The sequence below is a fragment of the Psychrobacter cibarius genome, from assembly GCA_030686115.1.
GTDB lineage: Bacteria > Pseudomonadota > Gammaproteobacteria > Pseudomonadales > Moraxellaceae > Psychrobacter > Psychrobacter cibarius_C.
Genome location: CP131612.1, coordinates 1833185 through 1854103 on the forward strand (window position 1 = coordinate 1833185; position 20919 = coordinate 1854103).

General features: G+C 43.7%; 21 protein-coding genes and 1 pseudogene. 14 read left to right on the top strand and 8 right to left on the bottom strand.

All coding sequences use genetic code 11. From position 1 onward, the window contains the following. Positions 1-97: 97 nt before the first annotated feature. The 3 genes from dnaB (at position 98) to argF (ending at position 3864) form a co-directional block, all read left to right on the top strand. Positions 98-1501, top strand: coding sequence for a replicative DNA helicase (gene dnaB / locus Q6344_07610; protein WLG12484.1), 1404 nt, complete (start codon positions 98-100; stop codon positions 1499-1501). A gap of 149 nt (positions 1502-1650) precedes the next feature. Further along, positions 1651-2757, top strand: a complete 1107-nt coding sequence (gene alr, locus Q6344_07615; protein WLG12485.1) for an alanine racemase — start codon at positions 1651-1653, stop codon at positions 2755-2757. A gap of 189 nt (positions 2758-2946) precedes the next feature. Continuing rightward, positions 2947-3864 carry an ornithine carbamoyltransferase gene (argF, locus tag Q6344_07620; GenBank protein ID WLG12486.1) on the top strand — a complete coding sequence of 306 codons (918 nt, stop codon included), beginning with the start codon at positions 2947-2949 and terminating at the stop codon, positions 3862-3864. 132 nt (positions 3865-3996) lie between these two features. Here the strand turns inward: argF and rpiA are convergent, their stop codons facing one another. The 5 genes from rpiA to Q6344_07645 all read right to left on the bottom strand — a co-directional run bounded on the left by rpiA (position 3997) and on the right by Q6344_07645 (position 7740). Next, complete coding sequence (gene rpiA / locus Q6344_07625; protein WLG12487.1) at positions 3997-4656, bottom strand: ribose-5-phosphate isomerase RpiA; 660 nt, start codon at positions 4654-4656, stop codon at positions 3997-3999. A 139-nt stretch (positions 4657-4795) separates the two neighbouring features. Next, positions 4796-6106, bottom strand: coding sequence for an arsenic transporter (locus Q6344_07630; protein WLG12488.1), 1311 nt, complete (start codon positions 6104-6106; stop codon positions 4796-4798). An 81-nt stretch (positions 6107-6187) separates the two neighbouring features. Further along, positions 6188-6934 carry an arsenical resistance protein ArsH gene (arsH, locus tag Q6344_07635; GenBank protein WLG12489.1) on the bottom strand — a complete coding sequence of 249 codons (747 nt, stop codon included), beginning with the start codon at positions 6932-6934 and terminating at the stop codon, positions 6188-6190. Continuing rightward, positions 6924-7328 (bottom strand): arsenate reductase (glutaredoxin), encoded by a 405-nt coding sequence (gene arsC / locus Q6344_07640; GenBank protein ID WLG12490.1) that lies wholly within the window; start codon positions 7326-7328, stop codon positions 6924-6926. The genes arsH and arsC overlap by 11 nt, the downstream gene beginning before the upstream one ends. Before the next feature lie 55 nt (positions 7329-7383). Continuing rightward, entirely contained in the window at positions 7384-7740 is a 357-nt protein-coding gene (locus Q6344_07645; GenBank protein WLG12491.1) for a metalloregulator ArsR/SmtB family transcription factor, read from the bottom strand. A 199-nt stretch (positions 7741-7939) separates the two neighbouring features. Here Q6344_07645 and ilvA point away from each other — a divergent pair, with 199 nt between their 5' ends. The 9 genes and pseudogenes from ilvA to Q6344_07690 all read left to right on the top strand — a co-directional run bounded on the left by ilvA (position 7940) and on the right by Q6344_07690 (position 15528). Next, positions 7940-9493, top strand: coding sequence for a threonine ammonia-lyase, biosynthetic (gene ilvA / locus Q6344_07650; GenBank protein ID WLG12492.1), 1554 nt, complete (start codon positions 7940-7942; stop codon positions 9491-9493). A gap of 353 nt (positions 9494-9846) precedes the next feature. Continuing rightward, positions 9847-9999 (top strand): annotated as a pseudogene (locus tag Q6344_07655) (excalibur calcium-binding domain-containing protein). 29 nt (positions 10000-10028) lie between these two features. Continuing rightward, positions 10029-10721, top strand: a complete 693-nt coding sequence (locus Q6344_07660; GenBank protein ID WLG12493.1) for an FMN-binding negative transcriptional regulator — start codon at positions 10029-10031, stop codon at positions 10719-10721. 125 nt (positions 10722-10846) lie between these two features. Continuing rightward, positions 10847-11287: a S4 domain-containing protein gene (locus Q6344_07665; GenBank protein ID WLG12494.1), complete on the top strand. Its 441-nt coding sequence runs from the start codon at positions 10847-10849 to the stop codon at positions 11285-11287. A gap of 206 nt (positions 11288-11493) precedes the next feature. Beyond that, positions 11494-11991: a low molecular weight protein-tyrosine-phosphatase gene (locus Q6344_07670; protein WLG12495.1), complete on the top strand. Its 498-nt coding sequence runs from the start codon at positions 11494-11496 to the stop codon at positions 11989-11991. Between the two features lie 134 nt (positions 11992-12125). After that, positions 12126-13232: a UDP-N-acetylmuramate dehydrogenase gene (gene murB / locus Q6344_07675; protein ID WLG15175.1), complete on the top strand. Its 1107-nt coding sequence runs from the start codon at positions 12126-12128 to the stop codon at positions 13230-13232. Then, positions 13222-13995, top strand: coding sequence for a YdcF family protein (locus tag Q6344_07680; GenBank protein WLG12496.1), 774 nt, complete (start codon positions 13222-13224; stop codon positions 13993-13995). Before murB ends, Q6344_07680 begins: the two co-directional genes overlap by 11 nt. 125 nt (positions 13996-14120) lie before the next feature. After that, positions 14121-14417 carry a cbb3-type cytochrome oxidase assembly protein CcoS gene (gene ccoS / locus Q6344_07685; protein ID WLG12497.1) on the top strand — a complete coding sequence of 99 codons (297 nt, stop codon included), beginning with the start codon at positions 14121-14123 and terminating at the stop codon, positions 14415-14417. Positions 14418-14625: 208 nt separating this feature from the next. After that, the gene (locus Q6344_07690) at positions 14626-15528 is read left to right on the top strand and encodes a sulfite exporter TauE/SafE family protein (protein WLG12498.1); all 903 of its coding nucleotides are present in this window, start codon (positions 14626-14628) and stop codon (positions 15526-15528) included. Between the two features lie 149 nt (positions 15529-15677). Here the strand turns inward: Q6344_07690 and Q6344_07695 are convergent, their stop codons facing one another. Further along, on the bottom strand, positions 15678-16832 hold the full coding sequence (locus Q6344_07695; GenBank protein ID WLG12499.1) for a DEAD/DEAH box helicase: 1155 nt from the start codon (positions 16830-16832) through the stop codon (positions 15678-15680). 291 nt (positions 16833-17123) lie between these two features. Continuing rightward, positions 17124-17339: a cold-shock protein gene (locus Q6344_07700; protein ID WLG12500.1), complete on the bottom strand. Its 216-nt coding sequence runs from the start codon at positions 17337-17339 to the stop codon at positions 17124-17126. Between the two features lie 477 nt (positions 17340-17816). Between Q6344_07700 and aroQ the strand changes: the two genes are divergently transcribed. Continuing rightward, the gene (gene aroQ, locus Q6344_07705; protein ID WLG12501.1) at positions 17817-18353 is read left to right on the top strand and encodes a type II 3-dehydroquinate dehydratase; all 537 of its coding nucleotides are present in this window, start codon (positions 17817-17819) and stop codon (positions 18351-18353) included. A gap of 134 nt (positions 18354-18487) precedes the next feature. Further along, positions 18488-19789 (top strand): AarF/ABC1/UbiB kinase family protein, encoded by a 1302-nt coding sequence (locus tag Q6344_07710; protein WLG12502.1) that lies wholly within the window; start codon positions 18488-18490, stop codon positions 19787-19789. 48 nt (positions 19790-19837) lie between these two features. Here the strand turns inward: Q6344_07710 and Q6344_07715 are convergent, their stop codons facing one another. Further along, positions 19838-20668, bottom strand: coding sequence for an ion transporter (locus Q6344_07715; GenBank protein ID WLG12503.1), 831 nt, complete (start codon positions 20666-20668; stop codon positions 19838-19840). Positions 20669-20919: the final 251 nt, after the last annotated feature.

Below are 20919 nucleotides of genomic sequence, written 5' to 3' on the forward strand. Positions count from 1 at the left end.
TGGCGTTTTATTTGCTGTATCAGCACCCAATGAAACCCTGATGTCACATACCCATTTATACCCTCTTTTATATCGACTTTTGACACATTAGGCAATCATGGCAGACAACGAAAAAACCGACGACTTACTCAATCAGACACCGCCGCACAATATCGACATTGAAAAGGCATTGCTCGCGTCCTTAATGAGTATCGAAGAGGCGTACGACAAGATTGCTGATATCGTTACCAAAGATGATTTTTATGCAGGGCGACATCAGTATATTTTTGATGCTATTGCTCATTTAGCAGCAGTCAACGAACCCTATGATACGGTCATGGTACACGACTGGCTAGAAGCACAAAAACTCCTTAAAAGTGCAGGCGGCGATAGCTACTTGGCAGATATTTTGAGCCAAAGCCCTGCGACCTTGTTTAACCTGACCGCCTATGCTCAGCGCGTCCGTGAACTATCTACTCTACGCCAACTGATTACGACTGGCAATGAGATGCTCACGCTCGCCTATAATCCTAAAGACCAGAGCGTCAGTGATATTTTAGACAGTGTTGAGGGTAAGATATTTAGCATCAATGAGCAGCACAATAAACGCGCTGAACAACGTGGACCTGTGGGCATTACTGCTGTTTTGACCAACGTTATTGATAAGATTCAAGAGCTAAAATCCAATCCCGATGGCATGATTGGTTTACAGACGCCGTTTGCTGAGTTGAATAATAAAACCCAAGGCTTGCAGGCAGGTGACTTAATCATCGTGGCTGCGCGCCCTTCTATGGGTAAAACCACCTTTGCCATGAACTTGGCAGAAGGTATTTTATTTAACGAAGATCTGCCTGTTGTGGTGTTTTCGATGGAGATGCCTGCTGAGTCTATCGTCATGCGTTTGCTGTCCTCATGGGGCGCGATTAATCAGACGCATCTGCGTTCTGGGCAAATGAATGAAGATGAATGGGCAAAAATGATGAACGCCATTCAGCACTTGCAATCTAAGCACCTTTATATTGACGATAGTACTGCTTTGCCACCCTCTGAGATGCGTTCACGCTGCCGCCGTATCGCTAAAAACCATGATGGCAAGCTTGGCGCCATCGTCGTCGATTATCTGCAGTTGATGAAAGTGCCAAACCTAGATGGCAACCGTGTTGGGGAAATCTCTGAGATTTCACGGAGTCTCAAGGCGCTAGCACGTGAGCTTGAATGCCCTGTTATCGCTTTGTCGCAGCTTAACCGTAGTCTAGAAAACCGCCCTAACAAGCGTCCTATCATGTCGGATTTGCGTGAATCAGGTGCGATTGAGCAGGATGCCGATTTGATTATGTTCATCTATCGTGATGAGGTTTATAATGAGAATACAGACCACAAAGGCGTGGCTGAAATCATTATTGGTAAGCAGCGTAACGGCCCTATCGGCACCATACGTTTGGGCTTTGAAGGCCAATTTACCCGCTTTATTAACCTAACGCCAGAATACTATCAAAATGTCAGTTTCGAGAACGACGAATGATTAATCTTATAAAACTTAAGCCTGATAAAGACTGAAGCTTAATCATAAGCGAACAAATAGTTTTTAATAAAATAGCCAGTGCTGCATTAGCCTAATTGATGCAGTACTGGCTTTATAATTTCATAATTCTACTTATAAAGAAGCCAATTATGCGTACTATCACAATCAAACCACAAGCCATTACCCACAATTTAAACCAAGTTAAGAAAATGGCAGCAAACTCTAAAATCCTAGCCATGGTCAAGTCCAATGCTTACGGACATGGCGTGGCAGCGGTATTGCCTGCATTGCAACAAGCAGACGGTGTTGGTGTTGCAACCTTGACTGAGGCGCTAGAAGCTAGGCAGTTAGGCTGGGACAAAACGATTGGTTTGATTGAAGGGGCATTTAGCGCTGATGAGTGGCAGCAAGCCATTGAGCATGATATTAGCTGCGTGATTCACCATGCGCCGCAATTGCAGTGGGCACTCGACAATATCCCACCAGCCAATAGTGCGACCAGAGTGGTTTGGCTTAAATATAATACTGGTATGAACCGTCTAGGCTTCAACGCTGAAGGTATTATGGCAGCGGCTAAGCGCCTGCATGAAGCGGGATATCAGCTGATACTAGCCACGCATTTTGCTAATGCCGATGACAGCACTCATCCATTAAACTCAATGCAAATTCAGCGTTTTTCGGAGGTATTAGATACCTTACAAGCGACCATTAGCGCTGATATCAAAGGCTCATTATGCAATTCAGCCGGTATCGTTAATTTTCCAGAGCATCATTATGACTGGGTACGTCCCGGCATTATTTTATATGGTAGCGCCCCTGTCATTGATCAAAGCGCACATGAGTTAGACTTACAGCCAGCGATGGATTTCAGCGCACAAATTATCGCCCTGCAAACAGTTCAGGCAGACAATGCTATTGGCTATGGCAGTCGTTGGACAGCGCAGAAAGACACTAGAACAGCGCTGGTGAGTGTCGGCTACGGCGATGGTTACCCTCGTGTCATCAGCGATGAAGCCTATGTCACTGTTATAGATACTACTAACGATCAAAGCTACCGATGCGCAGTCATTGGACGCGTGGCAATGGATATGATTGTCATTGATGTCAGTGCCGCGCCAGAAGACATTGCGTTAGACAGTAAAGTAATTCTGTGGGGCGATGCCCCGCACGTCGATGAAGTCGCCGCACATGCAGGTACTATTAGCTATGAGCTACTATGCCGCCTAAGCATTCGCCCAAATCGCATACAAGTATAATTATGCTGACCTTATCACTATTCATGTAATGTCTGTCTGCCAGACTTATAAATCACGGCAAATTGGACATTTACATTAAGCCTAATTGCGCTATACTAAAAGTTTGTTGTCACCCCAGTATACGCACTGACGCGATGCTATTAAAGACTGATGACGTTTCACTGACTGCGATCGACTGCTAGGATTACTATGAGTTTGCGCCATTTTTTGACCTTATCTGATTTAACCAAACAAGAATTAGAAAACCTTATAAAGCGTGCCAGCGAATTGCGCAAGATGCAACACGCAGGCGAGATATATCAGCCGTTTGTTGGTCGTACGCTTGGCATGATATTTGAAAAATCCTCAACCCGTACGCGCATCTCATTTGAGACGGGTATGGGTCAGTTTGGTGGTAGTGCTATCTTTTTGTCGCCAAATGATACCCAACTTGGGCGTGGTGAGCCGCTAGAAGACTCTGCCCGTGTGATCTCTAGCATGGTTGATATCATCATGATTCGTACCTTTGGTCACGAAAAAGTTGAGACCTTTGCTGAATACTCAAGCGTGCCTATTATCAATGCTTTAACTGACGAATTTCATCCTTGCCAGCTACTGGCAGACATGCAAACCTATTATGAGCATCGCGGTAGTATCGAAAATAAAATTGTCACTTGGGTTGGTGATGGCAATAATATGTGCGCATCGTATATGCAAGCGGCTCATCAATTTGGTTTTGAGCTACGCGTCGCTGCGCCTTATGGGTTTGAGCCTGACCCTGAGCTGATGAAACGCTTCTCGCATTGCGTCAGTATTGTCGAAAACGTACAAGAAGCCGCGAAAGATTCAAATTTAATTGTCACCGATGTATGGGCAAGCATGGGACAAGAGTCTGAACAAAATACTCGTGCGCGCCGTTTTGCCGCTTATCAAGTAACGCCATCGCTATTGGACAAAGCCGATCCTGAAGTGGTATTTATGCATTGTCTACCCGCGCATCGTGGTGAGGAGATCTCTCATGATATGCTTGACGACCCACGCTCAGTGGTATGGGATGAAGCAGAGAACCGCTTACATGCGCAAAAAGCCTTGATGGAATTCTTATTACAAGACAAAATCAAACTTTAAACAATATAGCCATAACCTATTTATGGAAGAGTAAGTACGAAAAAGGCAGACCACATTTAGTGTGATCTGCCTTTTTAGTTTCTGATTAATAATAAGCCACTGCTTAACTGATTCTTAACGAGTAAGCATTTTTTAACGAATAAGTGTCGTTACGCCATCACTACCGGCTTTTAACAACACATCAGCTTGATTAGCTGCAAATATACCATTACAAACTACGCCCACAATATTATTCAGCTCTTTCTCAAGCGCTATCGGATTACTAACGTCCAAATCATAAGTATCTAAGATAACATTACCATAATCAGTCACAAAATCTTCGCGGTAAACTGGCTCACCGCCCATACGGGCTAATTGCCGTGCGACATAAGAACGTGCTTGCGGCAGTACCTCAATCGGAACAGGAAACTCGCGACCTAGCACCTCAACGCTTTTGCTCTCATCAACCATGCATATAAATTTATTAGAAGCCGCTGCCACGATTTTTTCACGAGTGAGCGCGCCGCCACCGCCTTTTATCAATTGCAAATGCTCATTGACCTCATCTGCCCCATCGATATAAATATCAAGCGTACCAGCAAAGTTCAAATCAACGATTTCAATACCAAGGGCACGAAGTTTGTCTTCAGTGACCTGTGAGCTAGCCACCGCACCAGCAAGCTTTACAGTTGGCAATAATTCAATCAAACAGTTGACCGTACTGCCTGTGCCTACTCCAAGTATCATGTCATCTTCGATATAGCTTAGAGCCGCTTTGGCTGCGGCTTGCTTTTGTGCTTGCTGATCACTCATCATAAGTCCTTGGCAAAATAAACGTATCGCTTTAAGAAAAGTAAAGGGTAAAAAGGTAAAATGCGCTGCCATTATACCCGATGAGTTTAATGAATGTCAGCGTAATAGCCACGCTAATCGCAAGACATTCACTCAAATTTTAAAATGAAGACAGATAAGGCAACCAAGCAACCAAAGCCAGTAGCGTGACCAATAGTACGGGCGGGGTAATGAGCAGTCCAATCTTCATATACTGCCCCCAACTGATTTTATAGTCTTTTTCTGCCAATACATGGAGCCACAATAAAGTCGCCAAACTACCGATAGGTGTGAATTTCGGCCCCAAATCATTACCAATCACATTAGCATAAATCATGAGCTCGCGAGTGGCAGCAGGTACTTGCGCACTATCAATCGCCAATGCACCTACTAAAGTAGACGGCATATTATTCATGACAGAGGCTACAATAGCGGAGAGGAATCCAGTTCCTACTGTTGCGATGACCATACCCTGCTGCCCCAACCAATTCAATACTTGAGCACCATAGGCAGTCAATCCTGCATTGCCCAAGCCATAAACAACCAAGTACATACCAATTGAAAACAGTACAATTTGCCAAGGCGCTTGACGCAGGATATCAGATACAGAAACAACGGCATCACGACCCCCTTGCCACCAGCGACCTGCAATTGCCATTAATATTAACGCCGCCACTCCTGTCACCAAGGAGATGGCCATGCCCAATGACTCAGTCGTAAAGTAGGCAATAAGTAGCAACGCGAGCAGTGGAAAGGCCGCCTTAAAGACCAGCGGATCTTCAATCGCAGACTCGGGCGCACTCAAATCAGCAATGGAGTAGTGTTTTGGAATGTGCCGCGCATAGACCACCCATAATACGGCGAGCGTCGCCAATACAGAAACAATATTGACCGGTATCATCACTGCTGCATAACGACCAAATCCAATGTCAAAATAATTGGCACTAACAATATTGACCAGATTAGAAGTGATTAACGGCAGACTTGCGGTATCAGCAATGAAACCTGTTGCGATAATGAAAGCCAAAGCAGATGGTGGTGAGAATTTGAGACGCAGTAAGATAGCGATGACAATCGGTGTCAATAGCAATGCTGCCCCATCATTGGCAAACAATGCCGAAATAAACGCACCTAAAATCACAATCATAGGAAACAATAATCGTCCTTGCCCATTGCCTAGCCTAGCCACATGCAGTGCTGCCCACCCAAAAAATCCGGCTTTATCTAAGATAAGCGAGATGATGATAAGCGCCACAAAGGTAAAAGTTGCATCCCAAACGATGTCCCACACAATGCCAATATCGGAGAGCTTTACCACGCCAAAAGCCAAGGCTATCAACGCACCGCCCATTGCACTCCAGCCAATACCCAGTCCTTTGGGCTGCCATATCACTAAAACCAAAGTCACGATAAATATAATCAATGCGATCATTGAGTAACCTTTTTAGGCTTAATTATTATAAGAACAATTATGTAAGAGCAATTATTAGAAAATGAATGATCAGAGGATACATTAGAGTGATTTTTGATTGACGCGCTGCGAAAGCTCCTCTGCGCTTTCTACTCGTTCAGAGTAGCGGTCAGTCAGATAGTCTGAGCGTCCACGGGTCAGCCAAGTAAATTTTACCAACTCCTCACAAACATCCACGAGACGCAAATATAAAGGAGACTTATCCATACGATCATCGTCATTAAATTCTAAAAAAGCTTTAGGAATAGAGGACTGATTGGGTATGGTAATCATCCGCATCCAACGCCCAAGAATGCGCAATTGGTTGACCGTATTGAAGCTTTGACTGCCACCACTGACTTGCATCACTGCCAAAGTTTTGCCTTGGGTTGGACGCACACCACCTAATGATAATGGAATCCAGTCAATTTGTGCTTTCATAATACTGGTCATACTGCCATGACGTTCTGGGCTCACCCACAGCATACCTTCTGACCACTGCGCCAACTCTCGCAGCTCTTGTACTTTTGGATGATCTGCATCAGCAGCATCAGGCAATGGTAAACCCGTCGGATCAAAGGTTCGAACCTCACAACCATACCAACGCAATAGACGGCTCGCTTCTTCACTGGCCAGTTTAGAGAATGAGCGCTGGCGTAGAGAGCCATATAGCACCAATATTCTTGGCGCATGGCGCGGGTCATTTGTTCCAATTAAAGACTCAATATCGATAGGCTGTATACTGTCTGCATCAATATTGGGCAAATCACACAAATCGATCACATCTAAATCTGCTGTTTTATTTGCCATGATAAATCACTTCCCCATCTTCTTTAGTGAAGCTGCTCACGGGATTCTCTAATAATTCAAATACGCGTTCTGAGGGACGGCATAATGCTGCGCCTTTATTGGTGACCACGATAGGACGATTGATTAAAATAGGATGGGCAATCATCGCATCAATGATTTGATCGTCAGACAATTCAGGATTGTCTAATCCTAACTCATCATTGACAGGCTCTTTGCTTCGTAACAGCTCTCTTGGTGAAAGGTTTATCTTTGCCAACAGCTCAACTAAATAATCACGGCTTGGTGGGGTTTTAAGATATTCAATTACTTCTGGACTTTCGCCTGATGCTTTGATGATGGCCAATGTATTGCGAGACGTACCGCATTTTGGATTGTGAAAAATTAATGGTTTCATAGCAATCTCACTTATTGTCTGAATATGTTGTTTGAGTTCTGAATATATAGCTATATTACTCACTGTTTACGTCATTAGTATTAACGACCCCACATCCGCTCAGACTGTCCATAAGAGACGCACGCAATTCTGGATGTCCCGCACAGCAATCTTGCAACAGAAACTGAATAACCTCCTCCATATGTGATAGTGAGGCGCGATAAATTATCTGCCGACTGTGCCGTTGAGACACCACCCACCCTGCTCGTGCCAGCACTGATAAATGCGCTGACATCGTGTTATGTGGCACGGACAGTTTGCGAGCTATTTCACCCGCAGGTAGGCCGACAGGCTCTTGACTGACAAGCAACCTAAAAGCTTTTAGACGAGTATCTTGAGAGAGCGCAGCAAAGCTTGCGATAGCATTTATCATTTCCATATGTCCAATAATACAGACATATGGAAATAATTCAATATTTTATTTAAAAAATATTGAGATAAAATCACCCTATCTTTCATCAAAAATTGAAATCGCTGCAAAAACTGCAATAGGGTCTTGCAAGACCGTTAAAATCAGCATAGGCTAATCTATTTAATTTTCTATTCATCCATACTTTTTATTAGGGAACATTATGCTGTCACATTGGGTACGAGCCATCTTGCAAGCCACCGTCTATGACGTGGCAATTCAAACACCACTTGAAGCGGCGCCCAAGCTGACCCAACGTTTTGCTAATGACATTCGTTTTAAACGCGAAGACTTGCAACCGGTCAAATCCTTTAAATTGCGTGGTGCCTATAATCGAATTAGTCAATTAAGTGATGAGCAAAAAGCCCGCGGCGTCATTTGTGCATCAGCAGGTAATCACGCACAAGGGGTTGCTTACTCCGCCCGTAAACTTGCCCTAAACAATATCATCGTGATGCCGACCACCACCCCTGACATCAAAGTAGATGCCGTTAAAGCACTGGGCGGCAATGTCGATTTGTATGGTGATAGCTTCGATGAAGCCAACCGTTATGCAATCAATCGCGCTGAAACAGAAGGTCTGACCTTTATCCCCCCTTACGATGATGAATTGGTCATTGCCGGGCAAGGCACCATTGGTCTTGAGCTCACCCAGCAATGGCGCAATATGGATTATGTGTTTGTCGCGGTTGGCGGTGGTGGTCTCATCTCAGGTGTCGCGGCATTCTTAGGTGAAGTTGCGCCGCACGTCAAAGTGATTGCGGTAGAAGCAGAGCAATCAGCTTCTCTTAAAGCGGCGCTTGAAGCCAATGAGCGCGTTAAGCTTGAGCAAGTTGGACTGTTCGTCGATGGCGTGGCAGTTGCTCAAATCGGCGAATTGCCATTTGAAATTGTCCGCATGCAAAAGAGTGATAAATCAGGTCCTTTAGTCGAGCTGGAAGTCGTGACTTGTACCAATGACGAAGTATGTGCGGCGGTTAAAGACATTTTTGAAGAAAATCGCAGTATCGTTGAGCCTGCGGGCGCGTTACCCGTTGCTGGCATGAAAAAATATATCGAAGCCCATAATCTACAAGGTAAAAACTGCGTCGGTATTATTTGCGGTGCCAATATGAACTTTGACCGCCTACGCTATATCGCTGAGCGTACTGAGATTGGTGAGAAAAAAGAAGCCATCTTTGGTGTGACGATTCCTGAGCAGACAGGCGCTTTCTTAAATTTCTGTCGTAGCTTACATGGACGCAATATCACTGAGTTTAATTATCGCGCCGATAGTAAAAAATCACCTGACTCTATGGAACCTGCATCAATATTTGTCGGTATCGCACTAAAAGAAGGCGACAAAGAGCGCAAAACCATTCGCACCCAATTGGCAGCTGATGGCTACACGGCTCATGATCTGACCGATGATGATATTGCCAAATCGCATATCCGCCATTTGATTGGTGGTCATGCACATGTTGCAAACGAGCAATTATTAAGTGTGGTTTTCCCTGAACGTCCAGGGGCATTGCTGAAGTTTCTAGAAAAACTGGGTGATGACTTTAATATCACTTTGTTTCATTATCGCAATCATGGTGCCGCCGAAGGTCGCGTATTGGTCGGTTTGCAAGCGTCTGAAGGTAATTCTCGTCAATTACAAGACGCGTTACTCGATATCGGCTATGACTGCACCATGCTCAATGACAATATCGGTTATCAATTATTTTTGAAATAAAAATAGACTATCAATCCATCAATGGCTGTTTGTTAATCACTAAAAAGCCATTGATGAATGAACAATGATTATGCATTGGTAGCTTTCATTAATTCATAGCGACCATGATGAGGTGGTAAACCGTGACTCAAAAGATATTGATCTTTGTATTATTACTGGTTTTAGCACTTTTGGGTTATAAGATGCTGCAACCTAAAAACTCGACCAGTAACCCTATCGCTGACGTTGCGACTGATACTCCAGTTGACGCTGCTTTTACCTCAACTGATCTGGATGATATACCGCCAACGTACGTCGACTCAGATGCAACGTCGACATCAGTCTCGGCAGTAAAACCAGTACTCACGTCGTCAGCATCAGCATCAAGCTTTACCTGTGATGGTAGAAAGCATTGCTCTCAGATGACGTCATGCGCAGAAGCCACTTACTTTGTACAACATTGCCCGAATACCAAAATGGATGGTAATAATGATGGTATCCCATGTGAGCAGCAGTGGTGTCGCTGATTTCATGTCAAATATAAACTGAGAACAGCATGCATACTCCTGCTATTTTTGCCGAAGAAAATCTAGAAAATATCATTGGATTTATCGCAGCCAATCCCTTAGCGACCTTGGTTGCTCAAACCAAAGATGGCATCGAAGCCTGCCATATACCGCTCTTCTGGCATAACGATAACTTTATGCCTGATGCTAGTGCTAGTGCTAGTGTTGGTGTTGGTGTTAACTCTAATGCTCAGTACGGCTATCTTTACGGTCATTTTGGTCGTAAAAACCCTATTTATCAGAACACCTTACCAGATACTGCGTGGTTAATTATTTTTCAAGATTCTGGACATTATATTAGCCCTAACTGGTATCCTAGCAAAGCGAAAACCCATAAAGAAGTGCCCACTTGGAACTATCAAAGTGTTCATATTCAATCCAAAATTGAGCTGCTTGAAGACGCCGAGACGCTGAAATGGATATTAGCAACCATGACTGCATGGCAAGAGGTGCTATCCGACCATCCTTGGTCATTAGATGAGGCACCTGCTACTTATATCGATGCTATGTGCCGAGGGATTATTGGCTTTAAGCTGCCCATCAATTCTATACAAGCCCAATTTAAATTAAGCCAAAATAAAACCGTAGAAAATATCACAGGGGTGATTAATGGTTTAGCGCAATTAAAGACAAATGATGCGGCAGAAATGGCGATGAAAGTTGCCAATCAGAATAATGGCTAAGACGAGACTTTCGCTCTTCACCATAAAAATCTATTTTTAAACATTTTGATAGCGCAGGGCTCTTTCAATTTGTAAAAAAAGCACCATTATTATTATCTTACTTTATGGATATCGATGAGGTTTTGATGAGTAAACACAACAAAAACCACAATCAGCCTAACCATAGCCAACCTGATGTCGTGCGTATGCGTCTCGATAAGTGGTTGTGGGCAGCACGATTTTATCGGACACGTACTCTCGCCAAAGAAGCCATCGAAAGCGGACGGGTACATTATGCGGGTAGCCGCGTAAAGACCAGTAAAGAGATTATGGTTGGCGATGAACTACAGATTCGTCAAGGCTCAGCCACTGCCATGACTGAAAAGACCGTCGTCGTTGAAGCACTAACGGCGCAACGTGGTAATGCGCTCGCTGCTGAAGTCTTGTATTCAGAAACTGAAGAAAGCGAAGAGCGCCGCGCTTATCATGCTGAGCAGCGCAAACTTGCCAATCTTGCACGGCCTGATAATAAACCCAACAAAAAAGAGCGCCGTGACCTTCAACGCTTTAAGCACAAACAAGAGTAAGCTGGTCAAAGTACGACCTTAGATGATAAATAATATCATCGAAAATTCGTGAACAGATGACCGTATTGTTTAGCTTCTACTCTTGCCATTCAAGGCATTAACCGTTACGCTGACGGCCGATTTACTTAATTAATTGCATGCTAATAAAAGCCGCACTAACATGCCGGTCTCTTATAGCATGTTTTTTTGTTATACAAGGTCATATTATGCTGATGAAAACCTGTACTCCGTCTTCTGTATTATTGGTTTGTTTGGGAAATATTTGCCGATCGCCAACGGCTGAAGAAGTCTTTCGTCAGCAAGCAGCGATTGCTGGATTGTCAATCAAAGTAGATTCAGCAGGGACAAGTGACTGGCATATTGGTCATGCGCCTGACACTCGCTCGCAACGCCATGCAAAAGCGCATGGTTATAAAATCAACAAACTGGTCGCCCGCCAAGTCAGTACCGATGACTTTCGTAATTTTGACTTAATTCTAGCGATGGATACACAGAATTTAGCTGATTTACAAGCCATCAAGGACAGCTTGACAGACACAGAGGACCATTTGGCCAAGTTGGCTTTATTTAGTGAAGAAGATCCTACTTATGGCGGCGACGATGTGCCAGATCCTTATAAAGGCGATGGCGATGACTTTGAAGAAGTGATTGAACGTATTGAGTCAAGCGCACAAGCGTGGATTGAAAGCTGGAAAGCTTGCTAACGATAAAGTTAACTTTATGCCACCTTTATGTCTTGCATCCTTTATAATAAACACTGTGTAATTCATTATCTATCTGCCACATGGGCTATGTTATGACCTCAGTTTCACGCTTGGACTCTAGTACTCAATTTGCCATGACAACTGATTTGCCAGCGAGCTTATTGACCCGTGAATTAGTCGATTTGTCACATGGTAATACCATGGCCTTAGCCTGTGTCGCTGATACTGTCGTGACACTGACGAATGAAACACAGCTTGACGATTTTATGGCAAATCATGCAAAAGACATAGCGCAAAACAAGCCGCTATTTGTGTTGTCTGGCGGCAGTAATGTGTTATTGCCAGCGCACCTGAATGCTATCGTATTACAGCCCCAAATGCGAGGTATCAGCCTAACCGCTCAGACAGATAGCCACGTCGATATTGCAGTGATGGCAGGCGAAAACTGGCATGACTTGGTGGTATATACGGTCAATCAAGGTTGGTACGGGCTAGAAAATCTGGCGCTGATACCCGGTCTAACTGGCGCTGCACCCGTACAAAACATCGGTGCTTATGGTGTCCAATTAGAAGACTGCTTACAGTATGTACGAGCCTATCACTTACCCACTCAAACTTGGCATCATCTCACAGCCGCCGACTGCGAGTTTGGCTATCGTGACAGCATTTTTAAACGTGCACCTAATACCTGGCTAATCAGCTGTGTTGGATTTAGATTACATACCGATGCAACCAAAATCCTAGCCAGCTATGGTGATGTGCAAACCGTTGCACAACGCTATGCCGAGCAAGACGATCGTACGCAGCCAGTGCCTGCGGATATCATGCAAGCGATTATTGATATTCGTCAACAAAAACTCCCTAATCCCAAGCATCTGCCAAATTGTGGTAGCTTTTTTCAAAACCCCATTATTCCTCAATCACACTTTACTGCTTTACAATCAACCTACCCTGCTATCGTCGGCTACGCTATGCCTGATGCCATGGTAAAGGTTGCGGCAGGCTGGTTGATTGACCAGACAGGCTTGAAAGGTGGTGGTATTGCACCGATTATCACCCATCAGCAGCAAGCCTTGGTGCTGACCAATCATGCCCCTTATCACGCCACTCAAGACAATGTAGCAGATGCCCAACGACATATCGTCAATACGGTTTATGAAAAATTTGCGATTCAGTTAGCGCGTGAGCCAGTTTGGGTAAATACTGACGGCTCTATTGGGTATGATGAGCATGTGGTCTAAGCGGCTATTATCTAAGCGACTATGGCGTTATTACTTGCGTTCAGCTGAGCGTATGATAAAGCTATTTCGTATTATTAATATTACCTTTTTACTTGGTTCAACGACTGTTATTTTAGTACTCATCAGCCTATTCACGCCGCTGTTCTCCCAAGCGATTGTTTATCTATTTACGCTTTTGCCATTGCCCAGCCTACCCTCTGCTGCCTTGAGTTCACCGCCTACCGCTTATGTGGTTTTAGGCGGCGGACTAACCAATGATCATGACAATCAAACTATTCTTAATAGTTACAGCCTCAACCGTGCCCGTACCGCTGCCAGCGCTTATCACGACTTACCCCTACCTATTGTACTAAGCGGTGCTGAAGCGCCGTGGCTCGGTCAATGGCTCATTGAGCATGGTATTGATGGGCTGATAAGTGAAAATGCCAGTATGAATACCTGCGAAAATGCGCGTTTTACCGCCAAACGTATTCCACTGCGTCATGTCTATCTCATTACTGACAGCTACCATATGGCACGTGCTCGTAGACAGTTTGCCTTAAACGGTATCAATAGCACACCACTTAGCGCCCCTTTACCAGTGAGCCGTGACTGGATGAAACCTGCGCAAAACTTAAGTCATTCTCGGCGCGCTGTTTATGAGGTTGCCGCTTATTTACGCGATGTGATACGTCCTCAAATGAATTGTCGTCATGCCAACGACGTGACCTCACAGCAGCTGTTAACCCCTAGAGGTAACGCAGCAAAAAAACCTGACGAATAAAGTTAAATACAAGCAGGTAGCCAATTCAATATCTTTTGAGAACTCACCCTAATCACTACCGGTCATCCACTATACTTGTGATGAGTGTATAATAACAAAAGAAAATGCTATTTAAGAGAGTTACCATGCTCAGTATATTTTTGTTAATTCCATTAAGTCTCATGCTATTTGTGGTTGCCATTTGGGCAGTACGCTATGCGGTCAAATCAAATCAGTTTGAAGATTTGGACAATGCATCACAGCGCATCATATTGGATGATCGCCAAGAGCGACGGCAAACCATACAGGCTTATGATTACTCAGCGCCTATTTCACAGAATGACGATACCACAGTGACTGATATAGTCGCTGATGATAAGGTGAGCCATCCTGATATAGAGTCAATTGATCATGCTGACCTTGATAAACAGCCAAAAATCTAGCATTGAGCCACTTTATCTATAGTAGAAGCTATTGAAAGTGTGAATATATGGCAACCGAGCGCAAATAGTACGACTTAGTACATTGAACGAGGTGGATGCCATAACCACTTATCAAGGCTTGGACTATCTGCGCAGCCTACTGTTAAGTGTTGGTTAAATGCCGATTGTATGCGTAGGTTTGCTTTTCATTTTTTAGGAGAATCGCCCCATGACCACCGCTTTACTTATTGCGGCACTACTAATGGGATTTTTTGGTTCACCGCATTGCTTAGGCATGTGTGGCGGTCTGGTGACAGCATTTGGGCTATCGATGAAAGACGTCAGCCCTACCAAGCGCCGTGCTCTTGTGGCAACTTACCATTTAGGTCGTTTGACCAGTTACGCATTTTTGGGTTTGATGGCAGGCCTGATTGGCACCACTGTACTAGAGCCCTTAATGAAAGGTAATAGTACGCCACGTATCTTGCTAGGCTTGGTGTTAGTGTTCGTCGGCGTGACCATGCTTGGCGCACCATTTTTAAAAAATCTTGAGCGTTTTGGTATGCGATTTTGGCAATATCTCAGCCCACTTCGTCAAAAAGTATTTCCACTCAATACCTTTCCGCGAGCATTAACGGCTGGACTGCTTTGGGGATTTTTGCCTTGCGGATTGGTTTACGGTGCATTATTGATTGCAGTAGTCGCTCACAATCCACTAAGCGGCGCCGCACTCATGTTTGTGTTTGGCTTAGGAACCGTACCGATGCTAGTCGCCACGCACGAAACCGTTGGCTGGTTACGTGACAAGATTGGACGTTTTCGCTTGAGACAGCTTAATGGCGCTGTCATGGTATTAGCTGGCTTAGCCGTTGTGTTTGTCCCTATAGCAATGTCTAGCATGCATGGTGGACATGATATGTCCACCATGCAAGGCGATCATATGCAAATGAGCGATTCAGAAATGATGGATATGCCAATGGATACAAATATGGATCACAGCAGCCATCATATGATGCCAACTGATAACAGCACAACTCCCCAAAGTATGGATCATAGTATGCATGATATGAGTGATGGCGCGATCAACACGAACCACGATGAACATTCTGAAATGATGGAACAAGCCCAATAGAATCATCAACAATAGATATTGTTAAAATATAAAATCATTTAACATCAAAATCTGCCATATAAAAAAGCCCTTAACATCAATCATGATGTTGAGGGCTTTTATGATTCCGACAGCTGTACACTATAGTAGAACTGACGGCTTATAAATCACTATTCTTGCCACTGCTCAAGGGTAAACTTAGTATCTAAATGCTTCTCTAGCGCGGGAATATTAAAAGCATCATCTTCACTCACAAAACTAATGCTGATACCTGTTTGTCCAGCACGACCCGTACGACCAATACGATGCACGTAATCATCTGGCTGGTCAGGCAAGGTATAATTAACCACGTGGCTAACATCATCGACATGGATACCGCGTCCTGCGACATCAGTTGCCACCAAGATAGAAGCATGACCATCTTTAAAACGCTGTAAATACTTTTCGCGTTTTTGTTGAATGACATCGCCTGACAACATCACAATTTTATGTGCTTGACGCAGCTTATGATAGAGACGCTTGACTTGGTCTTTACGATTGGCAAAGACAATCACTTTATCCACTGCCGTATCACTGATGATACGCTGCAACGCTTCTAATTTTTGATCTTCTGTCAGTAAGTAAAAGTGCTGATCGACCAACTCACTGGTTTTATGTTCTGGCTCGATTTCAACAAACTGCGGCTCATGCAACCAGCGATAGGCTAGATTCATCACATCTTGGTTAAAGGTGGCAGAAAACAGTAAGCTTTGACGGTCTGTATTGGCTGGCATCCGACCGACCAAACGCTTGATGTCAGGGATAAAACCCATATCTAGCATGCGATCTGCTTCATCTAACACTAGTACTTCCACTCGATCTAAATAAACCATACCCTTATTGGCAAGATCAATCAAACGACCAGGTGTCGCTACTAAAATATCGACATATTGACGCTCAAGCTCATGCTGCTGAGTCTCATAATTGGTGCCACCCATAATACAAACGCTGTGTAGCGAAGTATATTTGGTCAAAGCTATACAATCATCAAATATTTGCTGAGCAAGCTCGCGAGTGGGTGCCATAACCACTGCGCGTGGCTCACCCAAATAACGCTCTTCATCATTGGTAAAAGGACGTTTAAGCAAGGCTTCCATAATAGTCAATAGAAAGGTTGCCGTCTTACCAGTACCCGTCTGCGCCTGTCCAATAGCATCTTGATTTGCCAGCGTATGCGGTAATATTTGTGCTTGAATGGGCGTCAATGCCGTAAAACCTAGATCGCTTACGGCACGTAAGGTCGGTGCTGAAAGTGGCAAATCAGTAAACGTGGTAAAATTACTCAAAAAAATATCCTTTTAAATTAATCACTTGTTCATTACTAATAATAAGTAGACTCATGATAAATAGGCTCATGATAACCCGTTATATTGCTATCTAAATTAAGCAGCAACAACAATATGAAATCTATATACAGCTGACTGAGATACGGGCATAAAAAAGCCAAGCCTAACGCCTAATCCCACCAAAAATGCTGATTTTGACTCAACATGGGTAAGATAAAACGGGCTTGACTCAGTAGTATATCAGTAGTGTCTACAGACATTATAGCTAAACCGCTCTAATGAATGGATAGATTACTCTTCTACTTTTCTGACTTCTTCAGCTTGAAGACCTTTATCACCTTCTACCACACTGAATTCGACCTTTTCGCCATCTTTTAGAGAACGATAGCCATCACCTTGAATCGCGCGGAAATGGACAAAAATATCTTCTCCGCTGTCACGTTGAATGAAACCAAAGCCTTTTGAGTCATTAAACCACTTAACGATACCTTGCTCACGAGCTGACATAATATTGCTTCCTAAAAAAGTCCGCTTAGCCCCAAATTCCTTTGCAACATTGCATATAAACGGGATCTAAGATGATGAAATCAAAAACTTAAGAGTACTATCCTCACTACTATCACCTACATACCGCATCTATAGCAAATAACGGTATGTACCAACACAGTGAGTATTTACAAACATAACGACTGTCTTACTGATTGCTCTACTTCGGCAGTAGCAACAAACTTGCAATAATTATTGCATAAAAAATATCATAGCACGGGTTTTTAGCAACATAAAGACTTTTAACATGATTTTTTACCTTTAGCTTTATTTTTCATGTAATTTTTTTATAACCTTGCCATCAAGCTGTTATCATAAAGAGAAAGGTTTGATTAAACTGTGCAATTTTACGCTTATGCCATTTTATGCTTATATAGTATCTAAACCTTATAACAAATAATAAATCCTCAACCTCGTTTCATCGTTATAGAGACCATTATGACCTCTCCTTCTCAGTCTATACCAACCGTCACGCCTTCAAAGCAAAATGCCGATAAAACACTCACTCATAAGTTATTGCTGGTTAATGGGGTCAATTTGAATTTATTGGGTAAGCGCGAACCTGAGATTTATGGTCATACGACACTAGCAGATATCGAGGAACGTCTGATCGCACGTGCAGCTCAGCACGGTATCGAATTAATATGTATACAATCCAATCATGAAGGTAAACTGATAGATGACATCCAATATCATGGACTTTTAGCGGATACCGCGCTGCAAGTAGATGCCATTATCATTAACCCCGCCGCCTTTACTCATACCTCGGTTGCGTTACGTGATGCGCTCTTGGCCACACAAAAACCGTTTATCGAGGTACACTTATCCAATGTGCATGCGCGCGAACCTTTTCGCCATCATTCTTATCTAAGCGATATCGCCGTCGGTGTTATTTTTGGTTTGGGGCATCTGGGTTATCAAATGGCATTGTCCTACTGGCTTGATAGCCTCTACTCTGTCACAATCAGCGATTAATGCTTAATCCTGATTACCGAAAATCATGAATTGTATAACTATGCTTTATCAATAGCACACGAGTTAAACAGCAATTGTTTGACTAAAATACTAAAATTATGACTGAGCAAACAACCCACTACATGGTGATATGAATGGCAAAATCGTCTGGAAAGCGCTTTATGAAATTGGCTGGCATGACAGCAAGCATTGCCGGCAAAGCAGCTAAAAACTCATTTAAGCACCTCTCAAGTGACGAAGAAAAACGTTTGCAAGCACGCTCAGAGCTGATGCAAGATGTGGGCATTCAGATAGCCGAAACGTTGGGTGAAATGAAAGGCGCGGTGATGAAGGTCGGGCAAATTGCCTCGCAATATAAAGACGTGTTCCCACCAGAAGTAGCGACAGCGTTAGAAAAGCTACAAAAAGATGCGCCGCCCATGCCCTATGCGCAGATACGTGCACAAATCGAGCGCGAGCTTAAAGCGCCTGTGGCAGAATTATTTAGCGAATTTGAAGAAACACCGTTTGCGGCGGCTTCCATCGGTCAAGTGCATAAAGCCGTTTTGCCATCTGGTCAAAAAGTGGTGGTTAAAGTTCAATATCCTGATGTCGATGAAAACTGTGATAGTGATCTCAAACAAGTACGCATGGCACTAAAAATTGCAGGTGTACTCAATATGAGCAAGCAGTTGCAAGAGCAACTATTCAACGAGATTCGCCAAAGTTTACATGATGAATTGGACTATATTAAAGAAGCGCATAACTTACGAGTGTTTGGCGCATTTCATGCAGAAGACAAAGGTCTTATTATTCCTAAAGTCATTAGCAGCCACTCTTCTAAACGGGTTTTAACCTTAACAGAAGAGATGGGAGAAACACTAACTGTCGCGGCGACTTGGGACAATGATATCAAACAACATATAGCCAAGCGCCTGTTCCACTTTACCGCAGGACAACTATTTGGCTTATACCGTATGCACTGTGACCCACATCCCGGCAACTTTGCCTTTCGCAAAGATGGCAGTGTGGTGGCTTATGATTTTGGCGGCATTCGTAGCTATAGTGACAGCGAAGTTCAATTGTTTCGCCGTTTTGCTAAGCATGCCATTAAAGGAGATGTGACTGCCCTTGAGCAGGACCTCATCGCTCTTGATATTCGCCGTGATGACGATAAAAATATCCCCGGAGAGTTTTATGAGAAATGGCTATCCATTGGGCTAAAGCCTCTGTCTATTCAACCTTATCAACAAGGCGCTTTTGATTTTGGTCAAAGTCAGGTTCATCACGAAGTCATTGCTCAAATGCGGACGTCGTTGAAGTACTTTGGTCAATTCCAACCTTCTGCAACCACCATGATGCTAGATCGCACAGTGTCAGGACAATACTGGAACTTGGTCAACCTCGGTGTTGAGATTGACTTATCACCGCTCGTTAGTGAATACATTGATGTGTAACGATATAAAATATAAATATTTACGAAAGCAGACAACGCACAAACACTACTAAATATGCAAAGCGTGTCCACAACGATCACAGAATTCTGCTGCAATGGCATGACCGAACTTGCCACAATTAGGACAGGTGACGGGATTGAGTTGCGGACGCATATTACGTGCCAGCTCAGAAGTAAAAATCCCCGTTGGCACTGCAATTATCGAATAACCCGTAATCATGACCATGCTCGCAATCGCTTGACCTAGCGGTGTTTTGGGTGACATATCACCGTAACCGACCGTGGTCATGGTGACGACTGCCCAGTAGATAGACAGCGGAATACTGGTAAAGCCATTTTCAGGGCCTTCTACCACGTAAATAATCGAGCCGAAAATCGTGACCAATAATACCAGCGACAAAAAGAATACCGTGATTTTTTGCTGACTGGTTTTAAGCGCCGAGGCCAAAAATCCCGCTTGTTGCATATAAGCTTTGAGCTTGAGTACGCGAAACACACGTAAAATACGCAAAACCCGTATCACTAATAGATACTGTACCCCCACAAACATGAGGCTTAGGTAACTTGGCAGCACAGACAATAAATCGACTACCCCAAAAAAACTAAAGACGTAACGCACGCGGTTAGGCGCTGAAAACAACCTGAGCGCATACTCTATCGTGAATAAAATGGTAAAAAACCATTCAGCATAGAAGAATATAGTGCCATATTGCAGGCGCATGTATAGCACACTGTCAAGCATGACCACAGCCACACTGGTCAAAATCGCAATCAATAATACAATATCAAAAAGTTTACCCAAGCGGGTATCTGTGCCTTCAATAATGATATGAATGCGGTTACGCAGGTGGGTAATGGCTTCAGCCGTCGGTTGCTTCATATAGTCAGTAGTATCGAGTCAGTAGCGATATAAAATAATGGCTTGATGGCAACCAATGATTTAAAATACGCTGGATAAGGCCAAGTTAGTCAAAATAGATAAAATTGGTTTATAATATTGCTCACAGGTCACATGTGAATACAATCACTAAGTTGCCACAGTGTAGCAAAAAAGCACTCTCAACAAAATACAAATCGTTAACGTGTCGGTAGCTCTGTTACTTTAAAGAGATAGTGCAAGCTATATCATAG